The organism is Phaeobacter italicus (genome assembly GCF_001258055.1).
In the GTDB taxonomy this organism is placed as follows: Bacteria; Pseudomonadota; Alphaproteobacteria; order Rhodobacterales; family Rhodobacteraceae; genus Phaeobacter; species Phaeobacter italicus.
In genome coordinates this window covers 1-12,814 of the sequence record NZ_CVRM01000009.1, presented here as the reverse complement: position 1 = coordinate 12,814, position 12,814 = coordinate 1, and the positions used below count along the sequence as shown (strand labels likewise).

Annotated in this window: 13 protein-coding genes; 2 read left to right on the top strand and 11 right to left on the bottom strand. The window is 59.1% G+C overall.

Features of this window, described 5'->3' with window-relative positions; all coding sequences use genetic code 11:
- Positions 1-21: 21 nt before the first annotated feature.
- The 4 genes from NIT7645_RS02940 to NIT7645_RS02925 form a co-directional block, all read right to left on the bottom strand.
- A complete protein-coding gene (locus tag NIT7645_RS02940; RefSeq protein ID WP_046212137.1) occupies positions 22-939 on the bottom strand; it encodes a c-type cytochrome in 918 nt (305 codons plus the stop codon).
- Positions 940-941: 2 nt separating this feature from the next.
- A complete protein-coding gene (locus NIT7645_RS02935; protein WP_040182553.1) occupies positions 942-1,535 on the bottom strand; it encodes a c-type cytochrome in 594 nt (197 codons plus the stop codon).
- A gap of 372 nt (positions 1,536-1,907) precedes the next feature.
- Positions 1,908-2,378, bottom strand: coding sequence for a c-type cytochrome (locus NIT7645_RS02930; protein ID WP_046212138.1), 471 nt, complete (start codon positions 2,376-2,378; stop codon positions 1,908-1,910).
- 28 nt (positions 2,379-2,406) lie between these two features.
- The gene (locus tag NIT7645_RS02925) at positions 2,407-2,967 is read right to left on the bottom strand and encodes a L,D-transpeptidase (RefSeq protein WP_050686137.1); all 561 of its coding nucleotides are present in this window, start codon (positions 2,965-2,967) and stop codon (positions 2,407-2,409) included.
- Positions 2,968-3,123: 156 nt separating this feature from the next.
- Here NIT7645_RS02925 and NIT7645_RS02920 point away from each other — a divergent pair, with 156 nt between their 5' ends.
- A complete protein-coding gene (locus tag NIT7645_RS02920; protein ID WP_046212140.1) occupies positions 3,124-3,426 on the top strand; it encodes a DUF2933 domain-containing protein in 303 nt (100 codons plus the stop codon).
- Positions 3,427-3,711: 285 nt separating this feature from the next.
- Positions 3,712-5,841 (top strand): protein-disulfide reductase DsbD family protein, encoded by a 2,130-nt coding sequence (locus tag NIT7645_RS02915; RefSeq protein WP_050686136.1) that lies wholly within the window; start codon positions 3,712-3,714, stop codon positions 5,839-5,841.
- Between the two features lie 28 nt (positions 5,842-5,869).
- Here NIT7645_RS02915 and ccmI read toward each other — a convergent pair whose 3' ends face one another.
- The 7 genes from ccmI to NIT7645_RS02880 all read right to left on the bottom strand — a co-directional run bounded on the left by ccmI (position 5,870) and on the right by NIT7645_RS02880 (position 12,558).
- A complete protein-coding gene (gene ccmI, locus NIT7645_RS02910; protein ID WP_050686135.1) occupies positions 5,870-7,021 on the bottom strand; it encodes a c-type cytochrome biogenesis protein CcmI in 1,152 nt (383 codons plus the stop codon).
- Entirely contained in the window at positions 7,018-7,491 is a 474-nt protein-coding gene (locus tag NIT7645_RS02905) for a cytochrome c-type biogenesis protein (protein ID WP_050686130.1), read from the bottom strand. Before NIT7645_RS02905 ends, ccmI begins: the two co-directional genes overlap by 4 nt.
- Positions 7,488-8,054 (bottom strand): DsbE family thiol:disulfide interchange protein, encoded by a 567-nt coding sequence (locus NIT7645_RS02900; RefSeq protein ID WP_046212144.1) that lies wholly within the window; start codon positions 8,052-8,054, stop codon positions 7,488-7,490. The genes NIT7645_RS02905 and NIT7645_RS02900 overlap by 4 nt, the downstream gene beginning before the upstream one ends.
- An 8-nt stretch (positions 8,055-8,062) precedes the next feature.
- Positions 8,063-10,063: a heme lyase CcmF/NrfE family subunit gene (locus NIT7645_RS02895; RefSeq protein WP_046212145.1), complete on the bottom strand. Its 2,001-nt coding sequence runs from the start codon at positions 10,061-10,063 to the stop codon at positions 8,063-8,065.
- 65 nt (positions 10,064-10,128) lie between these two features.
- Positions 10,129-10,434 carry an SHOCT domain-containing protein gene (locus tag NIT7645_RS19640; protein WP_224888728.1) on the bottom strand — a complete coding sequence of 102 codons (306 nt, stop codon included), beginning with the start codon at positions 10,432-10,434 and terminating at the stop codon, positions 10,129-10,131.
- Complete coding sequence (locus tag NIT7645_RS02885) at positions 10,370-11,836, bottom strand: ATP-binding protein (protein ID WP_050686159.1); 1,467 nt, start codon at positions 11,834-11,836, stop codon at positions 10,370-10,372. Before NIT7645_RS02885 ends, NIT7645_RS19640 begins: the two co-directional genes overlap by 65 nt.
- Complete coding sequence (locus tag NIT7645_RS02880) at positions 11,836-12,558, bottom strand: response regulator (protein WP_046212146.1); 723 nt, start codon at positions 12,556-12,558, stop codon at positions 11,836-11,838. The genes NIT7645_RS02885 and NIT7645_RS02880 overlap by 1 nt, the downstream gene beginning before the upstream one ends.
- Positions 12,559-12,814: the final 256 nt, after the last annotated feature.

The window sequence follows — 12,814 nt, the reverse complement described above, 5'->3', positions numbered from 1 at the left end:
GCGTGTTGCCCCCGCGTGGTGTTAGTTCGACGCGGGGTTCTCCGCCTCGACCGTGTCCTTGTTCAGCAGGAAAAGCGCCATCGCTTCGCGATCGGCAGGTGTCAGAAACCGAGTTCCCTCGCGAACCACTTCCGCCATGCTGCCGCCGAAAGCATCGCCCGAAGGGGTGATGCCGGTCTGGAGCGCATAAGCGAGGTTTGAAACCGTCCAGTCATTTTTGACCAGGTCTTTTGGCCGTATCGCGGGGGCCTTGCTGCCACCGGGAAGCTGGGCGTTGCCTGCAAAGGAAGCACCGATATCGCGGCCTCCCGCAAGATTGCGCGGCGTATGGCAGGCTCCGCAATGTGCCGCACCGCGCACCAATTCCCGTCCTCGATTCCATGCGTCGCTTCGCCCTTCAATCGGTTCGGTATCCGGATCGTAGAAGAACGCCGCTCGCCAGAGCTTCAGCCCCCATCGTTGGTCGAATGGGAAGCTGACATCATTTTCTGGTGCAGGCTCGTCCACGGGCGGCACGGTTTGAAACGCCGCCCAGAGGTCAGCGATATCCTGGTCAGAAAAATCCGCATAGAACGTATATGGGAAAGATGGATAGTAGGGCGTTCCATCGGGGCCGATCCCCTGCCGCACGGCTTTTGCGAACTGTTCTGCCGTCCATTCGCCCATGCCATGTTCGGGGTCGGTCGTCAGGTTGGGCGGATAGAACGTTCCGAACGGGGTTTCGAGCGGCGCCCCTCCGGCAAGTGGTGCGCCGCCCGCTTCAAAATTGGTATGACAGGCAATGCACCCACTGGCGCGCGCCAAATATGCGCCCCGGTCGACATTGCCCTCTGTTGCAATCGGAGTCACTGCACTGCCGACAGGCCATGCAATCACCACGCCGAGGCCGGCCGCGCCCAGCACGGCGACCCCGGTGACGAGTTTCAAAAACCGGCGCATGGTTAGTCTTCTTCCGCCCGGAAGCGTTCATGGCATGCGGAACAGACCTGTGTCGTCATCGCGAATGCCGCGTCGGCGGGCATTTCGGCAATGGCGGCAGCATCCATCATGCCGCCGCTGCCCATCATCGTGCTCCCGCCCATCATGGTTGTATCGCTTCCCATCATGGATCCGCCGCCCATCATCGAGGCGCCATCCGTGGAGGTATTGCCGCCCATGCCGCCTAGCCCATTGTCGGCTGCGCGTTTCAGGCCTTCAGAGTATTCTTCCAGCTGATTTGCCAGTGCTGCGAAGCGGTCCCAATCGGTCCACACTTCGTCTTTGGCTTCCGAGGGCATGCCACCTGTGCCCTCTGGGAACAGCTTTGTCATGCTCTCACCGGCGTGCTGCTGGAACAGGCGCGCTGCATCGCCCACTATTTCTGCGTCATAGGCCGTTTCGCCCCGCATCATCGGGGCTACGGTTTTGACTGCCTTTCCCATGGCGGCCATGGCATCCATGCGTTCCTTTACGATGCCCGTGGCACCGCTATGCGCAAATGCCGCGACCGCGGTTCCTGCAATCAACACTGCCGCTGCGATAGTCGTCTTTTTCATGTCTTCGATCCTTTAATGGGTCTGCTCTAAGAGGGGTGTGAAATCAGACCCACTTCCGTGGGGGTGGAGGATCGCTGTCGGGGCGCAATTCGGTTCGTTGGGTCGCGCCGTCTTGCATGACGGCGTTCATAAAATGAGGCTCGTAAACCACCGTTTCTGGGAACAACAACGCTGCCGGAACAGAACAGTCGAGTCCCGGATGACAGTGACCAGAGGTCTCGCTCGTAGATGGCCCCACATTTTCATGACTGTGTGATTCTTGCGCCAAAGACGCTCTATCATGGAACGCTGGTGCCTCAGGGACACCGAGAACCACAAGGAACAGGCCAAAAACGATCGACAGGATCCATCTGTTCGTCTTCGACCAACGCATCAGTTGATCCCGTTGGCCCGCTGTAGTTCTCGGACATAGGCAGCCACCATCTTGACGTCTCCTTGGGTCAGCCCCTCGATCTTGGGCATATTACCGAATTTCCAGTGATGCGCACGCACGCCATTTTGAGCGGCCAGAACAAAGGCCATGTCTGAATGGTGGCTCGGCTCGTAAATCTTGTGCACAAGAGGCGGGGCAATCCCGTTTTGTCCCGCTGCGTTTGCTCCATGGCACTCGGAACACTTAGCCTCGAATATGGTTTTCCCAATCGTGGCTTGCTCCGAGAATTCTGCCGGCAGTTGGACCTGAACGATTGGGTCGCCTGCTTCTATGCTACTCGTGTCAGGAGGCGTCATGGAATGACCCATCGCTGTATCTTCCGCAGAATCTTCCGCAGAAATGAACTGCCAAGTTGCAACTCCCCCGCCAGCTATAACTACGGCTCCAATAAGCGCGGTCAATTTGTCCATGCCTGTATCTTCCGCCTTGTCTCTTGGGTCAGATGAGTTTGACTTGAGTGCCGACGGGCACCCGCTCGTAAAGCTCTTCAACCTGTTCGTTGAACAAACCGATGCAGCCATTTGATGACCGACGGCCGATTTTTCGCGTGTCCTGTGTTCCGTGGATACGGTAGTATTGCCAGGACAGATACAATGCGCGGGTACCCAGAGGGTTGGCAGGATCGCCTCCCTCGACACGTGCCGGCCATTCTGGATTGCGTTCCCGCATGGAGGGCGTCGGCGCCCAGTTGGGGTTTTTGCGCTTTTCCACGACTTCGGTATAACCGCGTTTTGTGAGTTCATCGGTCAGAGGAACGGATGTCGGATAGATCCGCATTGACCCATCTGCTGTCCAATGCTGCAGAGCCCGTGTTTCCGTGTCCGAGATAATGATACCCTTTCCAAGCGTATCGAAATGGTCTTGCCACTCGTGAACTCGGAAAGAAGAGATATTGCGGCGAATGACTTCGGCCCGAACCACGCTTGGGGCAGCCAAAGCAACCGCCGCCAAACCAAATAGGCGTCGTCGGTTAATCTTGTTATTCGGCAAAGACGTCATGACACACTCCCAGCCTCGGTTTTGTCACACGTCTTTTACGCGAGACCCGGCATCTGGCAACCTGACAAGGCCGCGAGAAGTGTATCCATTTGTATCCTTGACCTTACCCTGCTGGAGGGCCGCAAATGACGCGGGAAACGAGACAAAGAGGGTGTCATGGACCACCAGAACCACAGAAAAAAGCCGATCACGGACAGGCTCATGCATTACGGAATGATGGCGTGTTGCGCCGTCATGCTGCTGCCCGTTGCGGGATTTTTTCTTGCCGGCGGCACATTGGCGGGCATGTGGGGCAATGCAGCGGCTTTCGCCCCGCTCCTGCTGTGCGTGGGGGCGCATCTTGCGATGCACAAATTCATGGGGAAATCGTGCCATTCCGACAAGGCAAAGGATACTATCGAGGAAACGACCGAGCCCATGACCTCCGCGATTCCAGTCGTGGTCCGCGACAGGCCGTGATGTACGCGGGAAGGTACGCGTAGGCGCGTTGCTGTTGTCGGGTTTCTTGCTTGGGGGATGTGCAGGAAGTCTAGAAGACTGCCCGGATCGCGGCGCTATCGTGTCCACGAAGCAAGCGTCAGACCTTCTGCCGGATGGGTGTCGGTATCTTTCAACTTCTGCGACTGGCGTCGCGCGAGTTGACTGCGCGGATGGTCGTCAGGGTTTTGCCGTAGGTTTCCGTTGAGGCGACCTCCGCCGTCTTGGCGAAATCTGCGGTAAAAATAAGGGAAGGAAGCAGGTATCTTGATCGATTGCCTTTTGATCCTGCGACGGGTTTTGCTTATTCCCTTCGTGCTCCTGGCCCTTGTCTCTGGAAGTGTCGCGGCAGCAACCTCTGCTGAATACCAGAGCGCGCCACTCACCGCGCATCTCATTAGTGTACAGGACGGCGTTCCCGAGAACACACAGACTCTGTCAGCCGGGCTTCACCTTCAACTGAACGAAAACTGGAAGACCTATTGGCGGTCGGCGGGCGAGGGGGGAATACCGCCTTCGGTCGAATGGAGCGGTTCCGAAAACGTCGCAGATGTCGAATTCATGTGGCCCGCCCCGACGCGCTTCACCGCCTTCGGCATCGAAAATTTTGGTTATGCGGGTGAAGTCGTCTTTCCGCTGCGCATAACGCTCGAAGATCCCGGCGCACCTGTGACTCTTTCCGCGCAGGTCAAACTGCTGGTGTGCTCCAATGTCTGTGTCCCGGAAGAGTTTGACCTGTCACTTCGCCTCGGACGGGGCAACGTCATCGACAGCACTTCGGCTGGGCTGATCGGTACGTTTTCCGAGCGCGTCCCCGAAGGGGCCAAGACGAGCGGCGTCAGCGAGGCAAATGCCTTCATCGACGAAGACCTCACGGAGTTGATCGTCAGCCTTCGCGTCGATGAACCACTCCAGTCGCCGGATGTGTTTCCCGAACTGGGTATGGGTGTTGCGCTTGGCAAACCCGATATCCGTTTGGGAGAAGAGGATCGTTTGCTTTGGGCGCGCTTGCCGATCCTCTCGTCGAATACGGATGTGACAGTGGCTCCGTCGATTACCGTCACCGACGGCGAGAACCGGGCCTTCACGATCATCGCGGATCGCGTGGCGCAAGGAATAGCACCACCCTTTGAGCTGGCCGCCACGACACCGGACATGATGGAACTGATCTGGATTGCCGCGATCGCGCTGCTGGGCGGATTGATCCTGAATGTGATGCCCTGCGTGCTGCCGGTGCTGTCCATCAAGGTGTCGTCTGTGCTCAAACACACCGATCACGACACAACCCGTGTCCGGTTCGGTTTCGTCGCTGCCAGCGCCGGCATCATGACGTTCATGTGGGGTCTGGCGCTCGTCCTCTGGGCGCTCCAGACGGCAGGCCTCAGCGTCGGGTGGGGTCTGCAGTTTCAAAGCCCGCTGTTTCTTGCGGTGATGATCGCTGTCCTGCTCGTCTTTTCGGCAAATCTGTTCGGAGCGTTCGAGTTCGCCCTTCCACACGGCATTCAAACGCGGCTTGCAGGGGCCGGTGGACGCAACGGGTATTCCGCCGACTTTTTCACTGGCATGTTCGGTGCCGTCATGGCGACGCCTTGTTCGGCACCGTTCCTCGGCACCGCTGTGGCCTTTGCTTTGGCCGGGCGTGGCTTGGACATCCTCATAGTCTTTTCGAGCCTCGGGTTCGGCCTCGCCCTGCCCTATCTCGTCATCGCCGCGTTCCCGCGTCTGGTCGCATTCATGCCTAAGCCTGGTCGATGGATGCTGATCATCAAAAGCGTCATGGGGGTCTTGTTGCTTGCAACCGCCGTGTGGCTGTTCTGGGTGCTCGACGGTGTCGCCGGGCTTGTGTCTGTCATCGCGGTCGCGGCGTTGTCCGGTCTCGCCGTTCTGATACTATCTCTCCCGAATGTGCAGTCCCAGTTCAGGTGGTCTATTGCCATAGCCAGCCTTGTCCTGGCCATTGCCGCAGGTCCTCTCTTGCAGCAATCAGCACCTGCGCGTTCGACGCCGCAGTTGGCAATGGCTTGGATCGCATTTGATCGTTCGGACATAGCGAAACGCGTGTCCGCAGGAGAGGTCGTTTTTGTCGATGTGACCGCTGACTGGTGCCTGACTTGCAAAGCGAACAAGACACTTGTCATCGACCGGGAGCCAGTCCGGAGCGCGCTTGAAGCGCCTGGAGTCACGGCGATGCAGGCAGATTGGACACGCCCGGACACGCGCATTTCCCGCTACCTTGAGAGTTTCGGCAGATACGGCATCCCCTTCAATGCCGTCTACGGACCATCGGCACCGAACGGCATTGTGCTGTCCGAATTGCTAACAACCGAAGACGTGATGGACGCCTTGGCGCAAGCCAGCGGTCGGGATGTTTCCGCAAAGGTTGCCGGACAGGAGTGACCTGCCCGGGCGGGACACCGACCAGCAGTCAGCCGCCGAGCCGCTCAAGCGCGGCACGGACCGCCGCACGCCGAGGATCACTGGCGGGCTGCTGCTCCAACAGCGCTTCAGCCTTGCGGTAGGCCTCAACGGCGCGATCGGGCTCCTCAAGGACCGTATAGGCGTTTGCCAGCCGCATCCAACCATCCAGATCGTCCGGTTCATCCTCAAGACGCTCGGCCAGCCGCGAGACCATCGATCGGATGAACTCCGCGCGGTCCGCGTCATTCATCTCCGACGCCGCCGCGACATCTGCCGCACTCGGGCCGGGTGGGGATGTCGGCCCGCTGGGTAGATTGACGACCGGGAGGTCAGCTGCCGCTGCAATCCGGTTGATCTGCAAAACGTATGTTTCCATCCAGGGCACGAACGTCTTTTCCTGGTTCAGCCGGGAAACGAGCAGATCGTAGGCCTTACGCGTCTCTTCTTTTTGAAGATGGTAGAGAGACTCGAAATAGGTTGCCGCAGGATTGGATGGGTCAAGTTCCAAAGCGCGATCAATGGCCAATTTCGCCCGTGGAATAACAACGCCATCATTGGCAACCGCGACAGCCTCCGCCAGCATGGAGAATGTCGCGGAGGTGGCATCCTCCCGTTTGGCGACAACTTCGAATGCTTCGACAGCATCAACTGTTCTGCCCATGCGCTGATAGGTCTGGCCCAACAGCATCCACCCTTCGCTGGGGCCGCCGGTCGGATCGGATATAAGCCTTTCGCGAAGTTGTATTGCCAGCGCCGTCACTTCATCAGTCTGTGCGCGCTCCTCTGCACGGGCAGCGAAGGCCATTGAAGGCACCTCCGGCGATCCCATTGTCAGATAGTAGCCCGCGGCAATAACCGGCGCGAGGACCGCCGCGACAACAAGAGTGCCTCTGCCACCACTACGGGACGATCCGGCTTTTGCTTCCAAATTGCGGGTCGTCGCGAGGATCCGTTTCTTGATCTCGAGTCTGGCTGCTTGAGCTTCTTGTTCAGAAATCAAACCGCGGTCCATGTCTCGTTCGATTTCCTGCATCTGATCGGCGAGGATGGCCGGTACCGCATCTCCTCTGGTGAGAGTGTTCGATTTGGACAGCAGCAGCGGGTAGAGGACTATTCCGATCGCGACCAGCGTCAGAAGACCGAAAATACCCCAGATCATGACGCATCCCCCGCTTCGTTTTGTCTGAGAATCTCGGACACGGTGTTCTCATCCTCCGCGCCCAAATCTTCAAAAGCCTCTTGCTTTCGCCGACTCATCAGTACCCCGCCACCAACGAAAACCCCGATCAGAACGAAAGCGATCGGCGCAAACCAAAGCGCGTAGGTCGCAGGCTCCAGAGGCGGTTTGAGCAGCACGTAATCGCCGTACCGCGCCCGAATGTACTCGACCACCTGGGTGTCAGTGTCTCCTGCGACCAGTCGCTCGCGGACAAGAAGGCGCAGGTCCCGGGCCACACCCGCGTTGGAGCTGTCGATGTCCTGATTCTGACAGACGACGCATCGCAGATCCTTGGAGATCTCCCGTGCACGTTGTTCCAATAGCGGGTCAGTCAGCATTTCGTCCGGTTCGACGGCGTTGGCAGCAAAGGGAAGCGCCCCGATGCACAATGCGAAAATCAGCTGTCTCATGATCCTGCTCCGTTTGGCAGCGCGCCTGCTTGCGTCAGGGCTGTAGTGAAACGTTCAACAGCGTCCGGACCCACAACTGGCCCGACATAGCGAAACAAAACGGTGCCATCGCCATCGACGATGAAGGTCTCCGGCACGCCCGAGAGTCCCCATTCGATCCCGGTGCGGCCCGACAGGTCGGACCCGATCCGCTCGTAGGGATTGCCGAGGTCATTGAGCCACTTCACGGCATCCTCAGGTTTGTCTTTGTAGTTTATTCCGAACAACCGCATGCCGTCTCGTTCGACAAATCTTGTCAACACGGCATGTTCCGCGCGGCAGGGCACGCACCAGGACGCAAAGACATTGACCACGACCGGTCGTTCGTTGCCGACAAGATCGCTTCGGGCCAGGCCGGGTGTCTCCAACCCCGGCACGGGATCGAGGTCGAACGCCGGGGCCGGTTGCGAGATGAGGACGGAGGGGATTTCGTTCGGATCCCGGTCGGGATTGAGCCCCCAGAGGAAAAACCCCCCGAATATGACTGCTGCAATAAACGGCAGCCCGGCGATGAGACGTTTCATCTTCTCTCCTACTCGGCAGGAACAGCGTCGCTGGCAGGCTGTTTGGCGCGGCGCGGCGCCCCGACCCTCAAGCGGCGATCCGACAAGGAAAGACAGCCGCCGATCACCAGCAGGATCGAGCCAATCCAGATCAGGTTGACGAGCGGTTCATAGAGGATCCGCAGGGTCCATGCTCCGGCGTTGTTCACTTGATCCGAGGCTGGCGTTGCAATCGACGTGTAGAGATCGCCCGCAAGTGTGGACCGGATCGCCGATTCCGTCGTCTGGCTTTCCGCGACCGGGTAATATCGACGTTCCGGGAACAGTGTCGTGACCAATTCGTCATCCCTGCGGACCACAAGGGTGCCGCGATCCGCAATGTAGTTCGGCCCTTGAACCTGCGCGGCGCCTTCGAAGGTGATGTCGAACCCGGCGATCGCAACTTCGGTCCCTGGAGCAGCAAAGACGATCTCTTCACTCTTCCAAGCGCTGGAGCCGATCATCCCCATCATCAAAATGGCAACGCCGGCATGGGCAAGCGTCATGCCGTGAGACGCCCGTGGCAGGTTGCGCGCCCGTCTCGCGCTCTCAGCAAAGGAAACCTCGAACAGACGGATGCGTAGCGCCCATTCCCGTAAAGTCGCCAAAAGCAGCCACGCAGCGCCGAGGATGGCAAGATAGGCCATGATCGGCCCACCGTTCAGAAGATACCACGCGGCCAAAGTTGCGATGACAGCCAGCACGGCTACGAACCGAATGCGATCGAGCAACCCAGCGATATCGGCCCGTTTCCACGACAGGAATGGACCGAGACCCATGAACACCACCAAAGCCAGCATCATCGGGATAAATGCGGCATTGAAGAAAGGTGGACCCACCGAGATCTTGTCCCCGGTGACAGCCTCCAGGATTAGCGGATAAAGTGTTCCGAACAGGACTGTTCCGGTAGCGGCGGCAAGAATGAGGTTGTTCACCAGCAGCCCGGCTTCGCGGCTGATCGGGCGAAACAGACCGCCAGGCTCCATTTCGGGCGCCCGCCAGGCGTAGAGCGCCAGCGACCCACCGATGGACACGGCCAGCAGACCCAGAATGTAAAGCCCGCGCTCTGGATCGACGGCGAAGGCATGCACGGATGTAAGCAGGCCCGACCGGACGATGAACGTCCCGAGCAGCGAAAGCGAGAAAGTCAGGATGGCAAGTAGGATGGTCCAGCTTTTGAACGCGTCGCGCTTTTCGGTGACGATGGCGGAATGCAGCAGCGCCGTGCCCAGAAGCCAGGGCATGAAGCTCACGTTCTCGACCGGGTCCCAGAACCACCAGCCGCCCCAGCCCAGTTCATAATAGGCCCACCACGATCCAAGAGCGATACCTGCCGTAAGGCTGACCCACGCGGCCAATGTCCACGGGCGGACCCATCTGGCCCAGGCCGGATCGACGCGCCCTTCCAGAAGAGCCGCAACGGCGAAGGAAAACACGATGGAGAAGCCGACATACCCGAAATACAAGAGCGGCGGGTGCATGGCGAGACCCATGTCCTGAAGCAACGGGTTCAGGTCATTGCCGTCGAGCGGCGGCGGAAACACCCGCTCGAAGGGGTTCGACGTCAGCAGCAGGAAGGACAGGAAGCCGACACTGATCCACGCCTGCACCGACAAGGTGCGCGCCTTGGTCTCGGCGGGGATGTTCGATCCGAACCAGGCGACGCCCGCGCCGAACACCGCGAGGATCAGAATCCAGAGCAGCAGCGAACCCTCATGGCTGCCCCAGGTCCCGGCCACCTTGTAGAGCATCGGCTTGAGCGAATGGGAATTCTCGACGACGTTCCTGACGGTGAAGTCGCTGACGATGAAGGCCTGCATCAGCGCTGCGAAGGCTATGGCCACAAACAGCACTTGTCCTATTGCCGTCGCCTGGGCGGATTTCATCCAGACGGCGTTTCCACGCGACGCACCTGCAATCGGCAGAACGCTTTGAACAAGCGCAAGCGCAAGCGCGAGGGCCAGTGCGAAGTGACCAATTTCCGGGACCATGGCGTTCTTTCCTATCCAGTGTCGGTGGGCGTCGCGTCGGACGGCTTTGGCGTCCGCGGCGGGGTCTATTCGTCGAGCGTTGCTTTGCGGCGACGGAACTCTTCTTCGTCGATTTCCCCATTCGCAAAGCGGCGCCGGAGCGCTTCCTGCGCGTCCGAGTCCGAGGGACGGGTGCCATTGTCCCGCAGCCTGAGCACCAGAAACACGATCAATGCGATCACGGCGCCCCAGAAGGCGAGCATCATGAAGCCGCCCATAAAGCCATAGCCTCCGCCCCACATGTGACCTGTCCAGGAGCCTGGACCATCAGCTCGCGCCATGCTGGCGGGCAAGCTGGCCAGCAACGTTGGAATGAGCGTTTTCAGTTTCATCTGTTTCTCCTTCGATTAGTTCGCTTTCATCCAGTGGGATGGTGACAACAGCGCGCAAACCCGCGCTGTTATGGTTGACCAGCTGGATATCGCCGCCATGGGATTGGACGATTGTCCTCGCGATCGAGAGCCCAAGCCCATAACCGCCCGTTTCCAGAGACCTCGATTGCTCGAGGCGATAGAAGGGATCGAAGACCTTTTCCAACTGGTCGACGGGAATGCCGGGCCCATTGTCATCGATGTTGAGTACGAGGTTCGAACCGTGGGTCGCCCAGCTGACTTTTGCGGCACCACCGTAGCGAACGGCGTTCTCAAGCAGGTTCCTCAGCGCCCTTCGGAACGCGTTGGGTCGAAGCCGCACGGCAACATCATCACTCGGGGCAAAGGTGCAGTGTGCCGCCATATCGCTGCACAAGCTGTCCAGAAAATTGCGCAGATCGACCACTTCGGCACCTTCGGATCCGGTAAGGCCCCGTGCAAAGGTGAGCGTCGCTTCGACCATGCTCTGCATCTCTTCGACCGATGCGATGAGGCTGTCCCGCGTCTCTTCTTCGTCAACCAGCTCCGCGCGGACACGCATAGCAGTCAACGGCGAGCGCAAATCGTGACCAAGCGCTGCGAGCATCCGTGTCCGATCGCTGACAAACCGGGTCAGCCGTCGTTGCATGCGGTTGAAGGCGACGGTCAGATCCTTGACCTCGGTCGGCCCCGCGACGGTCAATTCACCCACATCCTCGCCCCGGCCAAGATGGTCCGCGGCCTTGGAGAGGTGCCGCAAAGGACGCGTCAGGCGCGTCATGACAAACCAGAAGATCGCCACCAGGAGCAGTCCGGCGGAAATTCCAAAGGTCAGCATCGAATAGAAAGGCCATTGGATTGGCGGACGCTCGAACCGCGTTCCGACATTCAGCCAACGCGATCCCTCGATCGCGATCGACAAGTTCATTTCAACCGCTGTCAACTCCCCACGCATCATTGCGAGATGCATTTCTGTCATTTCATCAGAGAGATTGGGCAAGGGTCGCAACTCGCCCTCGACCTCATGCAACTCAACACGAATATCCCGGCTGTAGCTGTCATCCATCAGGGCGCGTATGCGTCCCTCTACGATGCCGCCGTCGGAATGGCCGGTGTGTTCGACACTCGGGGTACTCGATAGATCAAAACGGATAAGAGGTGAATTTGCCGCTCGAAGGATCGATTGATGCAAATCCCGCGGCGCCTCCTCGATCAGCCGTGCGACATTCGCCGCTCGACCGGCGGCTTCAAAACCCAAAGCCGCCCGGATAGCCAGGCTGCGCTCATCTGCGAAGAGGAAAAGGCTGATTGCCTGGGCCACGACAAGCGCGGCGACCACAAGCAGGATCAACTGTCCGCTCAGAGAGGCCAACGCACGGCGCATCATATCGCATCCTCGACATCGGCCGCCAGACAGTACCCACCATTTCGCACTGTCTTGATGACGCTTGGTCTTAACACATCCGGCTCGATCTTGCGGCGAAGACGGCTGATTTGATTGTCAATTGTGCGATCCATGGGACCGGCGCTCCGACCGGCGGTCAGGTCAAGCAACTGGTCACGACTGAGCACCATCCTCGCTCTCTCAAGCAGGACCGCCAGCAATTTGAACTCGGATGTCGTCAATGGCGTCTCGGTGGCGGAGCCGTCGATCAGGACCTGTCGGTCGGTATCCAGGATCCAATGCGCAAAACTGACTTTCCGTCCAGCCAGACTTCCGGCCAAGGGTTCATCGCGGTTGCTTCTTCTGAGAACCGATTTGATCCGGGCGAGCAGTTCTCGCGGATTGAAAGGCTTGGCCAGATAGTCATCAGCGCCGATTTCCAGACCCACAATACGATCTGTTTCCTCACCAAGCGCCGTAAGCATAATTATCGGAAGATCACCTTTGGGCGCAAGGCGTCGGCACACCGACAGGCCATCCTCTCCAGGCATCATGACATCGAGCACGAGCAGGTCGAAATGGCCGGTCACGAGTTTCGCATCCATTTCCACGGCGTCTTTGGCGACTGTGGTCCGCATCCCGTTCTTCTCCAGAAAGCGCGCGACGCTTTCGCGAATCTGAGCGTGATCATCCACGATAAGGATATGAGGTGGTGGTCCCATGGCGTCCTTCCTAAATCATAGTCGTTTCATGTTTCAGGGGCAGAATTGTAGCTGTTTGTATCAGGTCAGTCCCTTGCTACACATGGATACAAATCTAAACCTGCACCGCGCGGCACTCCCGGGTAGCGTCGTGCACGTGGCCCGTGACGCATAGAACCGCAACCGATCAAACGATGAGGTTTTCGAACAGGGAGTGGACAAAACATGGGGGTCATGCGGCGCGTTTTCTGTTTGCGACGGTCAGCCGACCATCGAG

What these genes read in the sequence shown, in the direction of transcription:
- NIT7645_RS02940 (WP_046212137.1), bottom strand. Translation starts at nt 939, where the DNA reads ATGCGCCGGTTTTTGAAACTCGTCACCGGGGTCGCCGTGCTGGGCGCG.
- NIT7645_RS02880 (WP_046212146.1), bottom strand. Translation starts at nt 12,558, where the DNA reads ATGGGACCACCACCTCATATCCTTATCGTGGATGATCACGCTCAGATT.
- NIT7645_RS02930 (WP_046212138.1), bottom strand. Translation starts at nt 2,378, where the DNA reads ATGGACAAATTGACCGCGCTTATTGGAGCCGTAGTTATAGCTGGCGGG.
- ccmI (WP_050686135.1), bottom strand. Translation starts at nt 7,021, where the DNA reads ATGATCTGGGGTATTTTCGGTCTTCTGACGCTGGTCGCGATCGGAATA.
- NIT7645_RS02900 (WP_046212144.1), bottom strand. Translation starts at nt 8,054, where the DNA reads ATGAAACGTCTCATCGCCGGGCTGCCGTTTATTGCAGCAGTCATATTC.
- NIT7645_RS02935 (WP_040182553.1), bottom strand. Translation starts at nt 1,535, where the DNA reads ATGAAAAAGACGACTATCGCAGCGGCAGTGTTGATTGCAGGAACCGCG.
- NIT7645_RS02920 (WP_046212140.1), top strand. Translation starts at nt 3,124, where the DNA reads ATGGACCACCAGAACCACAGAAAAAAGCCGATCACGGACAGGCTCATG.
- NIT7645_RS02895 (WP_046212145.1), bottom strand. Translation starts at nt 10,063, where the DNA reads ATGGTCCCGGAAATTGGTCACTTCGCACTGGCCCTCGCGCTTGCGCTT.
- NIT7645_RS19640 (WP_224888728.1), bottom strand. Translation starts at nt 10,434, where the DNA reads ATGAAACTGAAAACGCTCATTCCAACGTTGCTGGCCAGCTTGCCCGCC.
- NIT7645_RS02925 (WP_050686137.1), bottom strand. Translation starts at nt 2,967, where the DNA reads ATGACGTCTTTGCCGAATAACAAGATTAACCGACGACGCCTATTTGGT.
- NIT7645_RS02905 (WP_050686130.1), bottom strand. Translation starts at nt 7,491, where the DNA reads ATGAGACAGCTGATTTTCGCATTGTGCATCGGGGCGCTTCCCTTTGCT.
- NIT7645_RS02885 (WP_050686159.1), bottom strand. Translation starts at nt 11,836, where the DNA reads ATGCGCCGTGCGTTGGCCTCTCTGAGCGGACAGTTGATCCTGCTTGTG.